Origin of the sequence: Hahella sp. CCB-MM4, from assembly GCF_002260525.1 — a bacterium.
Classification (GTDB): Bacteria; Pseudomonadota; Gammaproteobacteria; order Pseudomonadales; family Oleiphilaceae; genus Hahella.
In genome coordinates this window covers 242212-257066 of the sequence record NZ_MRYI01000003.1, presented here as the reverse complement: position 1 = coordinate 257066, position 14855 = coordinate 242212, and the positions used below count along the sequence as shown (strand labels likewise).

The following is a 14855-nucleotide window of genomic DNA, read 5'->3' as shown; positions in this document are numbered from 1 at the left end:
CTGAACCAGTGTAAAAAACGCCCTCTCCCCGATATAATGCGTCCTCATTTAACTTTCGTCCCGCAACAGGATTTTCATTAATGACGGTAAGAACCCGAATTGCACCATCTCCGACGGGTGATCCCCATGTCGGTACTGCCTATATTGCACTCTTCAACCTGTGCTTTGCCCGCCAGCATGGCGGTCAGTTTATCCTTCGTATAGAGGATACTGATCAGGCGCGTAGTACTCAGCAATCAGAGGACGATATCCTCAAGGCGCTCAGATGGATGGGACTCGAATGGGACGAAGGGCCGGATGTAGGCGGTCCACACGGCCCTTACAGGCAGAGTGAACGTAAAGACAGCTATAAGGGCTATGCCGAGCAACTGGTTGAAAAAGGCCATGCTTTCTATTGTTTCAGGACACCTGAAGAGCTGGAAGCCATTCGGGAAGAAAGGAAGGCTCAGGGCCTGAACCCCGGTATCAAAGGGGATCTCGAACTGTCGGCAGATGAAGTTCAGCGTCGTCTGGCGGAAGGTCAACCCCATGTTATCCGTATGAAGGTACCTGATGAAGGTGTATGCGTGGTTGAGGATATGCTGCGCGGCACGATTGAAATCGATTGGGCGCAGGTGGATTGCCAGATACTGCTCAAATCTGACGGGATGCCGACCTATCACCTGGCCAACGTGGTTGATGATCATTTGATGGGGATTACTCACGTCATCCGGGGTGAGGAATGGATCAACTCGGCTCCCAAGCACAAGCTCCTGTACGAGTACTTTGGGTGGGATATGCCGACACTGTGCCACATGCCGTTGTTGCGTAACCCGGACAAGAGCAAGCTGAGCAAGCGTAAGAATCCTACCAGCATTAATTTCTACGAGCGGTTTGGTGTATTGCCGGAAGCGCTGATGAACTATCTCGGACGTATGGGATGGTCCATGCCAGACGAGCGTGAGAAGTTCACGCTGGCGGAAATGATTGAGCACTTCGATATCAATCGGGTTTCCCTTGGGGGACCAATATTCGATCTGGTTAAACTGCGCTGGTTGAATGCCCTATGGATCAGAGAGACTCTCGATGATGAATCCTTTATCGAAAGGGTAGAGGATTGGGGATACGGGTTGGCCAAGCTGGCACCTCTGGTTCCGCAGATCCGGAGTAGGGTTGAGGTGCTGTCCGATGTGGCACCGATGACAACGTTTATTCGCAGCGGCTACCTTGGGTTAAATGAAGGCCATTTCAGTAGTGGCAAACTGGATCTGGATAGCCAGAAGAAAGTGCTTCAGTTAATTCTCTGGACCTATGAGCAGGAGCGTGAGTGGCATAAAGACAATCTGTTTGCTCACGCCAAGAAGCTCTCCAAGTACCTGGGCTTCAAAATGGGTGACTTTATGTTCCCGATTTTTGTTGCTATTGCAGGCACTCCAAACTCCTGGTCGATCATGGAATCTCTGGAGTTTATCGGACCGGATATGTCACGTGCCCGTCTGCGTGATGCGATCGAAGTTTTGGGCGGCGTTTCCAAGAAAGGTCTGAAAAAACTGGAGAAGGAATTCGCCGATTTTCAGGCGGTTTCAGAGGAAGGATAAAAAAATTATAAATTAAGGCGATTTGTTCTTGACTCGGACACCCGTACTCTCTAACATACGCCTCCGTTGTTTGGGGCCATAGCTCAGCTGGGAGAGCGCAACGCTGGCAGCGTTGAGGTCGACGGTTCGATCCCGTCTGGCTCCACCACTTCCTTCTCGGGAGTGAAAAAAGTTCTTAGTCCCCTTCGTCTAGAGGCCTAGGACACCGCCCTTTCACGGCGGTAACAGGGGTTCGAATCCCCTAGGGGACGCCAAATAAATAAGCCCTGCACGAAAGTGCGGGGCTTTTTTATTTGTCTTTATGATTCAGATGAATCCAAACCTGAATGCTGTCATCGGTCTTCTTCTATACCTGCACCTGCATATTTGTAACAACTGCATTATTTACAGTTAATGATGCCCCCAAATATTTAACGTGGTTCTGATTCCATTTATTCGCAGTGTCTACAAAACTAGTGGCGATTCAAAGAGTTTAAATACAAGCCACTTAAGCGCAAAATAGAAAGGCTGTCCAAGCGCCTCTACAAAGCTATTTGTGTTTCCAAGGTCTGCGCTCTGGACAAATTGGACACGACCGAATTCGTCAAATAGAAATAGAGGAGTAATGCATGACGTCTTACTTTCAATTCCAGTCTACCGGGGACTTGAACAACAGCAGGCTTTGTCTGATCGAAGACGCCCCCAAGGATATGGGAAAGTATAGCTTCACCCTTACCACAGGTATGCAGGCAACCCCCCACTTTCCCCAGGATGCAAAAGTGTATCTGCGCGAGGAAAATCCGGGCACGAAGCTTGAAGATATCGTGGGCAACACCAGAGGGTGTTTCATCGCATCTTCGAAGGTGGAAGCCATTGTGCGCGAGTTTGCGCCCGAGGGTGTTGAGTTTTTGCCGTTTACCCTGATCAACCACAAGAACAAGGTGCATTCCCAGGATTTGTGTTTCATCAATCCATTGCGGATCATCGATTGCCTGGATTATGAGGCCGCGGAGGTGGAGCTGGATGACGATGGCGCCATCGAATATTTTGAGGAGTTGATTCTTAGCCACACGAAGTTAGAGCATGCGCCTCATATATTTCGTATCGCCGGCTCCAAAACGGATATCGTCTTCAGTGAAGCGCTTACCAATGCCTTGAGGGATGCAGAGACAACCAATCTGCTCCTTGATGAGTTGGAGATCGTTTAGTCCATGTCTACCCACCTGTTGCCCGTTTTCTTCGACAATGCCGCCTATGATGTGGGCCGTTTGGTTCCCGCCGTCATGGCACCCGGTGCTGAGCTTACGGAGGTGCTGGCCCTCAATACTCACTACCGCATCAGAGGGATTAGTGATCTGTTTATGAGGGCGCGTCCCGAAGTGTGTTTGGACTGCTTCCATCGAGGCGGTCGCGCTTACAAGCAATGGCTGATGAAGGCGAACGAAGGCAAGAAGGCAACGGGGTTGGGTGTTCCTTTTTTTGACGCCGTGATCAGTGGTGATGAGGACGGGGCACGTCAGATTGCCAGCTTTTCGCGACAAACCCACAACCCAAACCTGGAGTACGAGGAGGATTTCCTCTATTTGCACTACCTGATGGAAGTTTTTTACCGAAACAACGAGGAGCACGGGGAGGCCATCTTAACCGCTTACGAGGATACCCTTGCCCAGGACGACTTTCGTTTCGACATCTGTCGCGCCTTGCAAGCGGGGGATTCGGAGCTGTTCGAGGAGGCCCTGGCCCTGCTTTGGGAGGATCACGAAGCCCTCTATCTGAAACTGGCCAACGCCGACACCGTGGGAATGGAGCGGGTGAAAACTGAAGGTCGCTTATGTGTGGAGGCGCTAGCCCTTGTGATCCTGGCCCGGAGACGGGGGCTGGCGGTGCAGGACGACTACCCGTTTGTTCCCTCCATTTTGTGCGAGCCGGTTTCGCTTGCCTACTCCGACCATAGCTGGAAAACACCGGAGATCCCAACTACATGACCGTCTCGCCCAAAGAGGCGAAGGGGGCAGGAGATCTTTCTAATTCTTTGAAATTGGTGGTGTAAGGCCTAACCCCATTTTCGTTTGTGTAAGTGAGATAAACATGAATTCACTTGAAATAGGTCTAAACCTAGATAGCGAAATAAGCGAAACGGATAGTAATACTCTAGCTTGCGAGATTATTCAGTCTAACCAATCTGAAACCGAAGAAACTATTACCAACATTGCCTTCGCGCTATACAACATTGCTCAATATCGCACATCTGGAGTTGGCTACTCTGAAATGGCAAGCGATTTAATAAGCGATTGGATTGAGAGAGTTTTCGACGAAGATAAAAAATCTTCAGAAAAACTAGCCGATATAGTTTTCGAACTAACATCAAAGAAATCTGATGAATTAGTAAAACGTCTGTATCAAAAAACGAATGACAAATATTTAAAGGCAACGCTACTTGAAGCGCTGTCATATAAAGGCACCTAATAAGCTTAGGTTTAGGATGGACTGACGCGGCTCAAACTAAAGGCGTTGAGGTTATAGATAACCCCCCGCCGACCGCCTAATGATAATCCCTTGATCTTGATTCAAGCCGAACAAGCTGATGGGTCAAATCAAACAGCTTGTAAGCAATGACGTGAACCACCTCTCCACCGGCATCCTTGTCGATTTTCCCGTAAACCTTGAGCAGACGGGCTTTTACCAGTTCCTTCATTTGGTTGAGGGCTGTCTGTAGCCAGACCACGACATTGATAGAGCCGGTCTCATCTTCCAGTGTGACAAAGGTCACCCCGGCGGATGTTCCGGGCCGTTGGCGGTTGACGACGACTCCGGCCACGTAAACTTCTTTTTCGATATCGAGTTGGTAGAGATCTTCTGCTGACACACAATCTTCCAGAATGGATTGATCTCTTAAATACGCCATCGGATGATCCCCCAGAATGACGCCGGTGCTGCTGTGGTCTTCGATGATGCTGTCCAGCCGGGCGGGTGCGGTGAGGGGATGGCTGGGTGGTTCCAGCTCCATGAACAGCTGGTTGTAAAAATGATGCGCCGAAGCCTCCCAGCGTTGTTGGTAACGATGTTTGCCCAGTGTTTCGAATGCGTTGGCAGATGCCAGGGCTTCCAGGTCATCACGGCTTATGCCGGGCAGGCCCATGACTTCTGTCATCGCCTTGAAACCATGTGGAGGTCGGGATTGGCAAATCCTATCCGCAGCTTTCTGGCTGAGGCCTTTGACAGATCGAAAACCCAGACGTAATGGTCCTTCCCCGGCAGATTTCTCAGGAGGCTGTAAATGGTGGTCCCAGAGACTATGGTTGATATCCACTGGAAGCACGGTAACCCCATGTCGTTGTGCATCCTGTATCAGTTGCCATGGGCGATAGAAACCCATGGGCTGGCTGTTCAGGAGTCCGCAGAGAAAGGCGGCAGGATGATAAAACTTCAGCCAGGCGGATATATAAGCCAACAGGGCAAAACTGGCTGCATGGGATTCGGGAAAGCCATATTCCCCGAAACCTTCTATCTGTCGGCAGAGTCGTTCTACGTACTCTTTATTAATCCCTTTGTTCAGTAGCCGCTCAGTTAATTTGTTACGAAGGCGGTTCATATGTCCCTGCTTTTTCCAACTGGCCATTGAGCGGCGCAGATCTTCTGCTTCGTCTGCGTTAAAGTCAGCTCCCACCATCGCAATGGCAATCACCTGTTCCTGGAAAATGGGGACGCCGAAGGTGCGTTCCAGGATCGGTTCCAGTTCTGCCAGAGGCACATCCGGTTTTTCCTCCTGATTTTTGCGTCTGAGATAGGGATGCACCATGTCACCATGGATGGGGCCGGGGCGCACGATAGCGACCTGAACGACCAGATCATAATACTTTTCGGGTTTGAGGCGGGGCAGCATATTCATCTGGGCTCGCGATTCCACCTGAAACAAACCCACGGTATCGGCTTTCTGCAACATGCCATAAACCTTTTGGTCTCCATCCTTGGGAATATCCGCCATGGTGAACGGATGCCCCTTCTGAGCTTCGATATATTTCAGGGTTTTCCGAATGGCCGTGAGCATTCCGAGAGCCAGGACATCGACTTTCATCAAGTACAGCGATTCCAGATCCTCTTTATCCCACTGAATGACGGTACGATTCTCCATGGCAGCATTCTCTACAGGAACCAGTTCAATCAAGGGCCCCTGGGAGATGACAAAGCCTCCGACGTGCTGAGACAAATGTCGGGGAAACCCGAGTAGCCGAGGCAACAAAGCCCGCATACAACTCAGCGTATGGTTGTTCTGGGAAATCTGCGGAGTAATCACTTCATCCATCCAGTCTTTGCCCCGATAACGCCAGCCGTAATTGGCGATGACGTTTTCCAGTTGCATCAGATCCACACCGAGGGCCTTTCCCAAATCCCGGATAGCGCTTTTGGCTCGGTATGTGATGACAGTTGCTGCAATGGCGCAGCGGTCGCGCCCATAGCGTTCGTATATGTATTGAATCACTTCTTCGCGGCGGGCATTTTCAAAGTCCACGTCAATGTCCGGTGGTTCGTTACGCCGCTTGGAGATAAAGCGTTCAAAGAGCAGGCTGGCCTTGGTGGGGTCTACCTCGGTGATACCCAGGCAGTAACAAACCACAGAGTTGGCGGCTGATCCGCGCCCCTGGCACAGGATGTCCTGGCTGCGCGCGTATCTGACGATGTCGTAGATGGTCAGGAAATAGTACTCATAGTTCAGCTCATCGATGATACGCAGTTCTTTTTCGATCAGAGCGATGACACTGTCCGGGATTCCCTCTGGGTAGCGCCTGTGAGCCCCTTCATAGGTCGACTCGCGAAGGTAGGTTTTGGCGGTATACCCCGGAGGGACGGATTCTTCAGGATACTGGTAGCAGAGCTCGCTCAGCTTGAATGCGCAGAGGCTGATAATCTTTAAAGACTCGGAGAGATATTCCTGTTTGTAGATCGCTGTGAGCTTCTGTAATGAACGAAGATGGTGCTCGGCGTTGGGCTTGAGTTGGGACCTAATGTCATGAACAGGTGTATTGAGACGGATGGCGGTCAGTGCATCATGCAGCATTTTTCTATCGGGATGATGCATCTGGGTATAGTTGCTGGCGACAATCGGCAACAGGAGCTGTTGTGACAGCCGTTCTACCTGCTGTAGCTGTACAAGGTCCTGTTCCACCAGATGAAGCTCCAGCAGCAGCCAGATTCGTTTTGAGAAGTGCCGGAGCAGGGTCGCCAGCCCGTCTGGGTCTTGGCCGCTGAAAGGGGATTGCGAGTGTAACTGGGACTGAGAGTGGAGCTGGGACTGAAAGTGAAGCTGGGACTGAAAGTGAAGCTGTGAGTGAGAAAGCGGGTAAAACTGCGGCCGCCAAAGTAAAACGCAATGATGGAGGTTCAGTAAGTCTTCAGGAGTGAAAACATAGTGGCCTTTTTCTGCGCGTCTGCGACAGAGGGTGATCAGGCGACAGAGTTCGCCGTATCCCTGTCGATTCTGGCAAAGAACGACGAAACAGTCCCCGGCGTGATGAAATTCGCTGCCGATGATCAGTTTGAAGTCCTCTTCCTCCTTCGGCTTTTTTGTTTCGTTCCATGCTTTGACCTCATTCCATGCCTTTACCACTCCGGCAACCGAGCATTCATCGGTAATGGCAAGGCCTTTGTAGCCTTCCGATATGGCCTGTTGCACCAGCTCTTCGGGATGAGAAGCCCCGCGCAGGAAACTGAAATTACTGATGCAGTGAAGTTCGGCAAAGCTCATGGCTACTCTCGTAATAATGGCTGCTCTCGTGATTGGTGTCAGGCAAAGATGCCGTGTAGGAACCACTGCTGTGGCGGCGCCCTGTACAGCCAGTGCAATACTGAGGTTTCACCGGAGATCGGTGCTGATATGCCGGGTACGGACGTCGTTGCAATGTAGTAATCCCGGGAGACGGCGATGTTATCCCACCAGCCGGAATTCATGCGCAGAGGACCCCGGACGAGGCGGTATTGACGGATATCGACTTCTCGCGGTTGTTTCAGCAGCCAGACCGGCACCTGAGTGCCCAGGTTTTCCGGAGGAGGGGCCGGAGATAACGGCTGGGAGTTGCACAAGGTCTGTTTCTCCGGCCGATAATCATCCGTCAGTCCGATGAAATGAATTCGGTCGGCGCCAATACGTGCTGCGAGCCGGTTGAGAAGGTAAGCTTTTTTATCCTCATGGGCGCCACCGCTATCCTGAAAGAGCGATAGAGAGCAGGGTGGAATATCTTCAAACTCCGATGCCTTAAGCTCAAAGCCTGTCACGGGAGCGGGCAGGGTGACCCGCTCTATTTGCATGCTCAGCATGTAAACCCAGGCATCCACCCGGTTATCCGCTGTGGCCAGATGAATCGGCATGGTGGTGTCGGGATGGCTTCGATGAATGAGTTTCACTGTCAGGCTCTGACTCACAAGACAGCGGTTCTGCAAAAAGCGGCAAAATCTTTTGACGGCCGAGGCCAGCGGAAACAGTAGAGGGGTGAGAGACTCGAACTCCTGCTCCATGTCGGTTTTCAGGCGGAAGTTTTCGGGTATCTCAAAGGGTTCCGGTTTCCATTCCGCATGACCGAGTGCCTGACTCAGATACATGGCCAGCTCTTTGTCCACCCGATAAGAAAGATCACCTGTGGGCAACTCAGCGACATCATGAACGGATCTTAGCCCCAGTTTCTGCAGACGCATTTGTATGGCTTCAGGAAGTTCCAGGCACTCTACAGGCATCCTTTTCAGCACCTCCAGGAAACGTGATGTATCAGCGCAGAGTTCAATGCCGCTTCTGGTCAGCATGCGGGCTGCTTTGGGAGTCGGTGCGGCAGCGATATGAAAGTGGTATCCCAGTTCCTGGAATAATTCCTCAATGCCGGCCCTGAGCTGAGGTAATCCGCCAAAAAAACGGCGCATGGAAGCCACTTCAAGATAGAGTCCGTCGGGAAAGTCCAGCCCTACCCAGCCTGAGAATCGGTAGGCAAACCTGGCAGCGCGTTTCAACGCCTGGTTTTCCTTATGAGGGAGTATGGTGAAGATATCCATTTCCGGAATTAGGCAGAATGCCGTATTCACCATCATTCCCGGCTCCACTCCCTGACGACGGGCAGCATCATTGGCGTCGATGACGCAGCTGTTTTGCTCCCTGGTCAGGATTACCGGGCGTTGCTGCTCAAATGGCGGATGCCAGGTTTCTCCATACAGATGGGGGAAGTGCATATAGAACCAGTGCATGTTTCTCTCTCTTTTCTCTCACTGCCTAACCGGCTTTCATCGCAGAGGGTAACGAAGACTGCTTCTGATAACGGTATCCGGGACAGGAACGGACTCTGAGTCTGAATGGCTCGCTGGGCCAGCCCCGTTTGCGTTTCAGGATACTGACATTGATCCATTCCTGATCCAGTGCCTGCACGTGTATGCGCAGGGCGCAGGGTGTGGCAGCAGCTCCCTGCTCACGAAAGAGAAAACAGGGGGTATGGTGTTGTGCTGCAACGATCTGCAGACGACGGACATGTTCTGGTTTGATTTGTCCCGGCCAGGACAGGACGGCGCTGGCGGCCCCGCTTTTGATCGCTTCCTCGGTGCTCCACAAAGTATCACGGGCTGATCGGTCAGAGGGGTGGATCAGCAGCAGACGTTGGACGTTGATGCCTGCTGCAGCCAGTGCCGGTCCGTGCAGGCGATGAGGCGGCGCAACCCAGGTCAGCCATTTGTCATCTTCGCTGAGTCGTTGTAAAGCAGGCAGCAGAATGCTGATTTCACCCGCACCCTGGCGATCGTAAAGTATTTCGGTCACGCCATTCGCTGGCCACCCGGCATCAGCCAGCCGTTCATTCAACACGGAAAAGCCGGTATCAATCCCCTGGGGCATGTACTTGCCCGTATTCAGGGATTGTTGTTGGTACAGGGCGCTGGCACGCCAGATTGCAGGGTTATCCAGTACGTTGTTTGCCATGTGATGTCAGCCTCGGGTTGAATTTATACTGTATATATAAACAGTATTTTTGTCAAAGGCATGTCACGTATTAGTGAGGTACTTGGTCAAGGGATTAAGGAGAGGAATCAAAGAGGGGAGAGTGAAAGAGAGATGGTTCAAGATAGAGGAGAAGGGCATTAAGGGGGTTAAAGAGGATTGAAGATAATAGAGGGAAAGAGGGCTGAAGATAGAGTAAAAGGGCAAGACAAGTGCCTCGCCCTTCGGACAGGAAAAATACCTGAAGGTATTTTTCCTGTAGATATCAGGGATACCTGCCTCAACTGGCGGGAGTTACCTCCTGATTTTCAAGCGACTGCTGACCGAGATTGACCTCTGGTGCGCCCTCAACCTTGGCGCTGTAGAAGCCTTCACGGTTCAAATCCAGCAGGGCTGTTACCCGGAATGACGGGACTTTGAAAATCTCGGGCCGGTCAGAGCGGGTCAGGATGTAATAGTCTCCCTCCTGAGGCTGGGTAAGAGTCAGCTCCAGGGTTTTATTGCCTTCGCTGTCAGCATCCTTCAGCGCCAGAATAAAGTGCGCCTTGGGCTCCTCAAGCCGGTATTCGGGCTTGGGCTCAGTTCCCAGCACTTCCAGGAAGTTCAGGTTGGCCAATGCGTCGAGCACTTTTCTGATGGCCTCTTCATTGCTGGTTTCATTTGCTTGCAGGCCGCTCAGCTGCCAGTTGTCGCTACCTTTTGCCAGCTCGATATCCTTAAACTTGATATCGGTAATGTTGTCTTCGGGAACGGCTGTCAAACCAGTGTCCACCCAGCTATTGCCTTCGGTGGGTACCTCGTGGGTGGCAAACTTGACCGCGAAAACGTTGTCCTGGGAATCCACCCGGGCGTGAACTTTGCGGTAGCCGGGAGAAGTTCCCAGGTACAGGCTAGTGATTGTTGATCCGTCCTGCAAAAGTTCCACTTTGCGCTGGAACTTGTCGTCGGTAACTTCGAAACGTTTCGCTGCTGTCGCCGTAGTGGCAACAGGCCAACCGGATTTCAGTTCTTTCAGGCTGGAGATCAACTGATCGATTTTTCCCGGAGCTGCAGGCAGGTTGTAATAGCTAGAAACCACCCAGTCACCCTGTTGTTTCTTCAGGACAACTTTAGCGGAGTCCTCACCATATACTTGTACTTCATCCACGGCTTCCAGGTCTTCGGCCAGAAGGGGCTGTTCGCCGTTGGCAAAGGACGGCTCGTTGCCGGGCCAGTGGGTGGCGGTGATCAAAGCCAGCTGTAGCACGAAAGCGGCAGATAGCAGTTTGGTCCATTTAGTGTTCATCGATTAAGCCCTCCCCAATTCCAGCATGTCGGCGTAATGTTTCTGCTGACGTTTGAACCACAACCGGAACAGGCCATACAGGGCTGCCAGACCAATAAGCATCAAACCATAGTTAAGGTATTCCCAGAACTGCTGGCGCTCGCTGGACATGGGGAACAGCGTGTTGGCGAAATGGCTGCGGGAGCGAATGCTCAACAGACCACGATCTTCCACGGACCAATCGACAGCGTTCTGCACCAACTGTAAGGAGTTGAGATAAGGAGCCCGGTCCGTTGAGCTGATCAGATTGACGGTCTGGTCAGTCAGGAACTCATTGGAAGAGAACAGAATGATCCGTGCGGATTCCGGAGACTTGTCGATCACGCCGGCAAACTTTGGTTTGTCGTCTGCTTTTTTGGCATCGTTTTTCATACCTTCTGTATTATTCGCACCTTTCGCATCCTGGGTCTTATCCTGCTCTTTCAGCAGTGGAGACTCCTTGTCCTTAAACCAGGATTCGAAACGACCTTCCAGTGCCACACCGACGAGATAGGAATCTCTTTCGCCTTCCGCCTGCCAGGGGCTGACCCTGCCATCAGAAGATATTCGGGGCGTGACATCCAGTGAATCGGACAACCAGGTATCGCCAGTCGTATGCAACAGCTCGGTGACCTCAACATTGCCCAGCTTCTCCTTATCCAGCTCGATGGGAGAGGCCCAGCTCATGGTGACCTGTGGCAGACCTGAAGTGATCGCCGTTGTCTGGTTCATCCCCTGATCGCGGATATCCGCAAAGTAAGGATAGTCCAGCAACCGTATTTCACGGAAACTCATGCCGCCGACGTTGCGGTTTACGGGGATCGGGAAGCGGGCATTCTGTGGATCCATTGTCATGGATTTATCCATGGTGATGCCGTTGTGTTTCAGCCATTCGGTAAGGCCCGAATCGTAATTCTGGGCAGTCAGGGAATTCTGGCTGAAATTGGTGCTGAACGGTGAGGTGGAAAGCAGCACGGTACCGCCTTTCATCAGGAACTGGTCCACGGCGAACAGCTGCTTATCGTTCAGGGATTCCGGAGCCGCCAGGACCAGAATATCGGCATCCTCGGGCACCTGGCCATTCTTGAGATCTGCATCCTTAACTGTCATGGTCTCCATCAACTTCTTGCGTAATGTGTTGAAGCGATGAGAGTTCTGCGGACCATACTGTTGCATGTATGGATTGGCAGGTTGCTCCGGTGCCACCAGGGCGACTGTCTTGGTAAATCCGGTAGAGAAGCGCTTGAGGCCAGTTTCAATGTTGCGCTCAAGGCCTTCCTGGTCAAGAGAATCGGGCAGCGCCACCTGTACATACTGTCGACCATCGTTCATCAACATATAGAAGTAAAAGCGGTCGTTGGACAGCAGACTGGTGGCCATGGGCTGCATGCCATATTCCTTCTGAACCTTTTTCGCCAGGCTGCCGTCGCCGGCATCCGGATCCTGAACGCTGTAGCTGAATTTGCCATTGGAGGTTTGCTTGATATGCTCCAGGGCTTGATTCAGTTTGCTGGAAAGATCCTGCAGTTGCCCGGGTAGCTTGTCCTGAGCAGAAATGAAGCCATTGAACTGGATCGGGGTGTTGATCGTGGCAAAGAGTTCTCCCTGGCTCTGGAAAGCATGCAACACCTTCTTGATGGCTTTGGTGATGTCATATTCAGGATTGCGCAGGAGTACATCCAGATCTGCTTCGTTGTGGTCCTTCACTTCAATCAGATCCCTGAACCCGAGTACTTCAAACTGATCACCGTAGCTGATCAGTACATTGAAGTAGGAATTCACCAGCGACGCCTGATACTTGTCCGAAACCTGGAATGGTGTCGGACGGATGCTGTATTTGTTGTTGGCTTCGTCTTCCAGCTCAGGGTTGGTCTGCGGATCGACGAACTCAACCCGGACTTTGCCGTTGCCTGCCACTTCGTATTCCTTCAGGAGATCCCGTAATTGAGGCACCAAAGGAGCCAGCAGCGGATGAGTCTTGGCGGAGAAATAACCTCGGATCAGCAGAGGTTCCTGTAACTGAGCCAGATAGGTTCGGGTCGCATCATTGATGGAATAGATGTTGCCGTCGGTGAGATCCGCACGAAGTGTTTTTACCTCACTCAACCACAGGTTGGCCGCCACAAGGTTCACAATCAGCAAGCCAGACAGGGCATACCAGGCCTGATGATGGGGGCGAACGCCTTCCTTGTGGGTCCAACGCTGTTTCTCCAGAGCCAACACGTTCAATGACAGGAAAACACCCACAATGCTGAGATAGTAATAGAGATCCCGGATATCGATAATGCCTCGGGTAATGGATTCAAAGCGTGATCCCGTGCCCAGCTGTTTCAGAATCTCCCCCGTGGAATAACCAAACAGATCGACAAGGGTATTGGATCCCAGCAGATATAACAGAATGCACACCAGGGCGGTGACCATCAGACTGACGATCTGGGATTCATTTTTGGCGCTGACATACAACCCGATAGATAGGTAGGCGGCTCCCAGGCACAGTGTTGCCACATAGGCACCAAAGACGGGGCCCCAATCCAGGTGACCGAGTAGAGACACCGTTATCGGGATGGGCAGTGTTAACACCAGCGCGACAACTAACAGGCTGAAACAGGCGAGAAATTTACCCATCACCAGTTGTAACGGCGTGACCGGCAAGGTCATCAGGAACTCGATGGTTCCCATGCGCTTCTCCTCGCTCCACATACGCATGGTGAGGGCGGCCACCAAAAAGATCAGTAACAGGGGCATCCACTCGAACAGCGGGCGTACATCCGCAATATTGCGGGCGAAAAAGGCCTCAACCCAAAAGAAAACAAACAGGTTGACGGCCAGAAAAGAGGCCAGGAAAACAAAGGCCACAGGAGAGCCAAAAAACTGGGCGATTTCTTTTTTGGCGATGCGCAAGACAGTCCGATCAGGCAGCATGGGGCATCTCCGTTACTTGGTTAATTTCCTTGAATACAGTCTCGAGATCCCGTACTTCGGGGTACAGGGCATGCAGTGGGACATTCGCAGCGATCAGCTTACGAGCAACCTCTGACACCAGGGATTCGTCGAGTTGTTCCTCGGAAGTGGTCAGGGCATAGGTCGATGCCATATCCATTGAGCTGATCGGTTGCACTTTCTGGACCACTGCCATGTCAGCCAGGGCTGATTCGATTTGTGATTGGCCGGCACTGGAGCGAAGCAGCAGGCGTTGAGATTTCTGCAGGTCTGCCAGGCTGGAATCCAGAGCCAGTTTACCGTGACGGATCATCAACACCCGATCACACATGGCGTTGACTTCCTGCATGATGTGGGTCGACAAAATCACTGTGGAATGCTGACGCAAAGAGGTGATCAGGCTTCTCATGTGTTGGATCTGGGATGGATCGAGGCCATTGGTGGGCTCATCAAGGATCAGGATCTTCGGCATATTGATCATGGCCTGGGCAACGCCCACCCGCTGGCGGTAACCCCGCGATAGCGTACTGATGGGGTTGAGCGCCTTTTCTTTCAGATCGGTTCGTTGTATGGCATCAATTACCGCCGCCTGGCGCTTGGCGGCAGGGACGCCCCTCAATTGCGCAGCGTAATCCAGGTAATCGATAACGGACATTTCCGGGTAGGTCGGAGGATTTTCCGGTAAATATCCCATGTGGGCACGGAGTTCCAGGGAGTGTTTCTGGACATCTTTCCCGTCAATGTTGATGAGGCCTGCGGAAGGCTCTAGATAGCCCATCAGCATTTTCATGATAGTGGTCTTGCCGGCCCCGTTATGGCCCAGCAAACCGACGATTTGACCGCTTTCGATGCTAAAACTGACATTATCAACTGCGGTAAAATCGCCATAGTGACGGCTTAAATTATCGACATTGATCATTGAATCAAGTCTCCCTTATGTCATTTGTGAAGAATAAGGTTTTTGTAGGTTTTATGATGAGCCCGGGAACAGAGGGGTTGAGATTGGGCTCAGAGCTTGCGGCCTAAAACTATATTCAAAAATTACCGCAATGGAGCATCCTTAAGTAAATTTAACCGGCTATTCAGCCTCCGG

The 14855-nt window shown here is 51.9% G+C and carries 10 protein-coding genes and 2 tRNA genes; 6 read left to right on the top strand and 6 right to left on the bottom strand.

The window, feature by feature from the left end; translation table 11 throughout:
• Window positions 1-80 precede the first annotated feature (80 nt).
• The 6 genes from gltX (at window position 81) to BTA51_RS08280 (ending at window position 4022) form a co-directional block, all read left to right on the top strand.
• Complete coding sequence (gltX, locus tag BTA51_RS08305) at window positions 81-1577, top strand: glutamate--tRNA ligase (protein WP_094706977.1); 1497 nt, start codon at window positions 81-83, stop codon at window positions 1575-1577.
• Between the two features lie 72 nt (window positions 1578-1649).
• A tRNA-Ala gene (locus tag BTA51_RS08300) sits at window positions 1650-1725 on the top strand.
• A gap of 30 nt (window positions 1726-1755) precedes the next feature.
• Window positions 1756-1831 (top strand) — tRNA-Glu (locus BTA51_RS08295).
• Window positions 1832-2185: 354 nt separating this feature from the next.
• The gene (locus BTA51_RS08290) at window positions 2186-2764 is read left to right on the top strand and encodes an imm11 family protein (protein ID WP_094706976.1); all 579 of its coding nucleotides are present in this window, start codon (window positions 2186-2188) and stop codon (window positions 2762-2764) included.
• 3 nt (window positions 2765-2767) lie between these two features.
• Window positions 2768-3541 (top strand): Imm49 family immunity protein, encoded by a 774-nt coding sequence (locus BTA51_RS08285; RefSeq protein ID WP_094706975.1) that lies wholly within the window; start codon window positions 2768-2770, stop codon window positions 3539-3541.
• A gap of 103 nt (window positions 3542-3644) precedes the next feature.
• Entirely contained in the window at window positions 3645-4022 is a 378-nt protein-coding gene (locus tag BTA51_RS08280; protein WP_094706974.1) for a hypothetical protein, read from the top strand.
• Between the two features lie 76 nt (window positions 4023-4098).
• Here the strand turns inward: BTA51_RS08280 and BTA51_RS08275 are convergent, their stop codons facing one another.
• The 6 genes from BTA51_RS08275 to BTA51_RS08250 form a co-directional block, all read right to left on the bottom strand.
• Entirely contained in the window at window positions 4099-7299 is a 3201-nt protein-coding gene (locus BTA51_RS08275; protein WP_094706973.1) for an error-prone DNA polymerase, read from the bottom strand.
• A gap of 38 nt (window positions 7300-7337) precedes the next feature.
• On the bottom strand, window positions 7338-8780 hold the full coding sequence (locus BTA51_RS08270) for a DNA polymerase Y family protein (RefSeq protein ID WP_094706972.1): 1443 nt from the start codon (window positions 8778-8780) through the stop codon (window positions 7338-7340).
• A gap of 25 nt (window positions 8781-8805) precedes the next feature.
• The gene (imuA, locus tag BTA51_RS08265; RefSeq protein ID WP_094706971.1) at window positions 8806-9501 is read right to left on the bottom strand and encodes a translesion DNA synthesis-associated protein ImuA; all 696 of its coding nucleotides are present in this window, start codon (window positions 9499-9501) and stop codon (window positions 8806-8808) included.
• 298 nt (window positions 9502-9799) lie between these two features.
• On the bottom strand, window positions 9800-10804 hold the full coding sequence (locus tag BTA51_RS08260) for a DUF4340 domain-containing protein (RefSeq protein WP_094706970.1): 1005 nt from the start codon (window positions 10802-10804) through the stop codon (window positions 9800-9802).
• A gap of 3 nt (window positions 10805-10807) precedes the next feature.
• Window positions 10808-13744, bottom strand: coding sequence for a Gldg family protein (locus tag BTA51_RS08255; RefSeq protein ID WP_094706969.1), 2937 nt, complete (start codon window positions 13742-13744; stop codon window positions 10808-10810).
• Window positions 13734-14681, bottom strand: a complete 948-nt coding sequence (locus BTA51_RS08250; RefSeq protein WP_094706968.1) for an ABC transporter ATP-binding protein — start codon at window positions 14679-14681, stop codon at window positions 13734-13736. The genes BTA51_RS08255 and BTA51_RS08250 overlap by 11 nt, the downstream gene beginning before the upstream one ends.
• Window positions 14682-14855 lie beyond the last annotated feature (174 nt).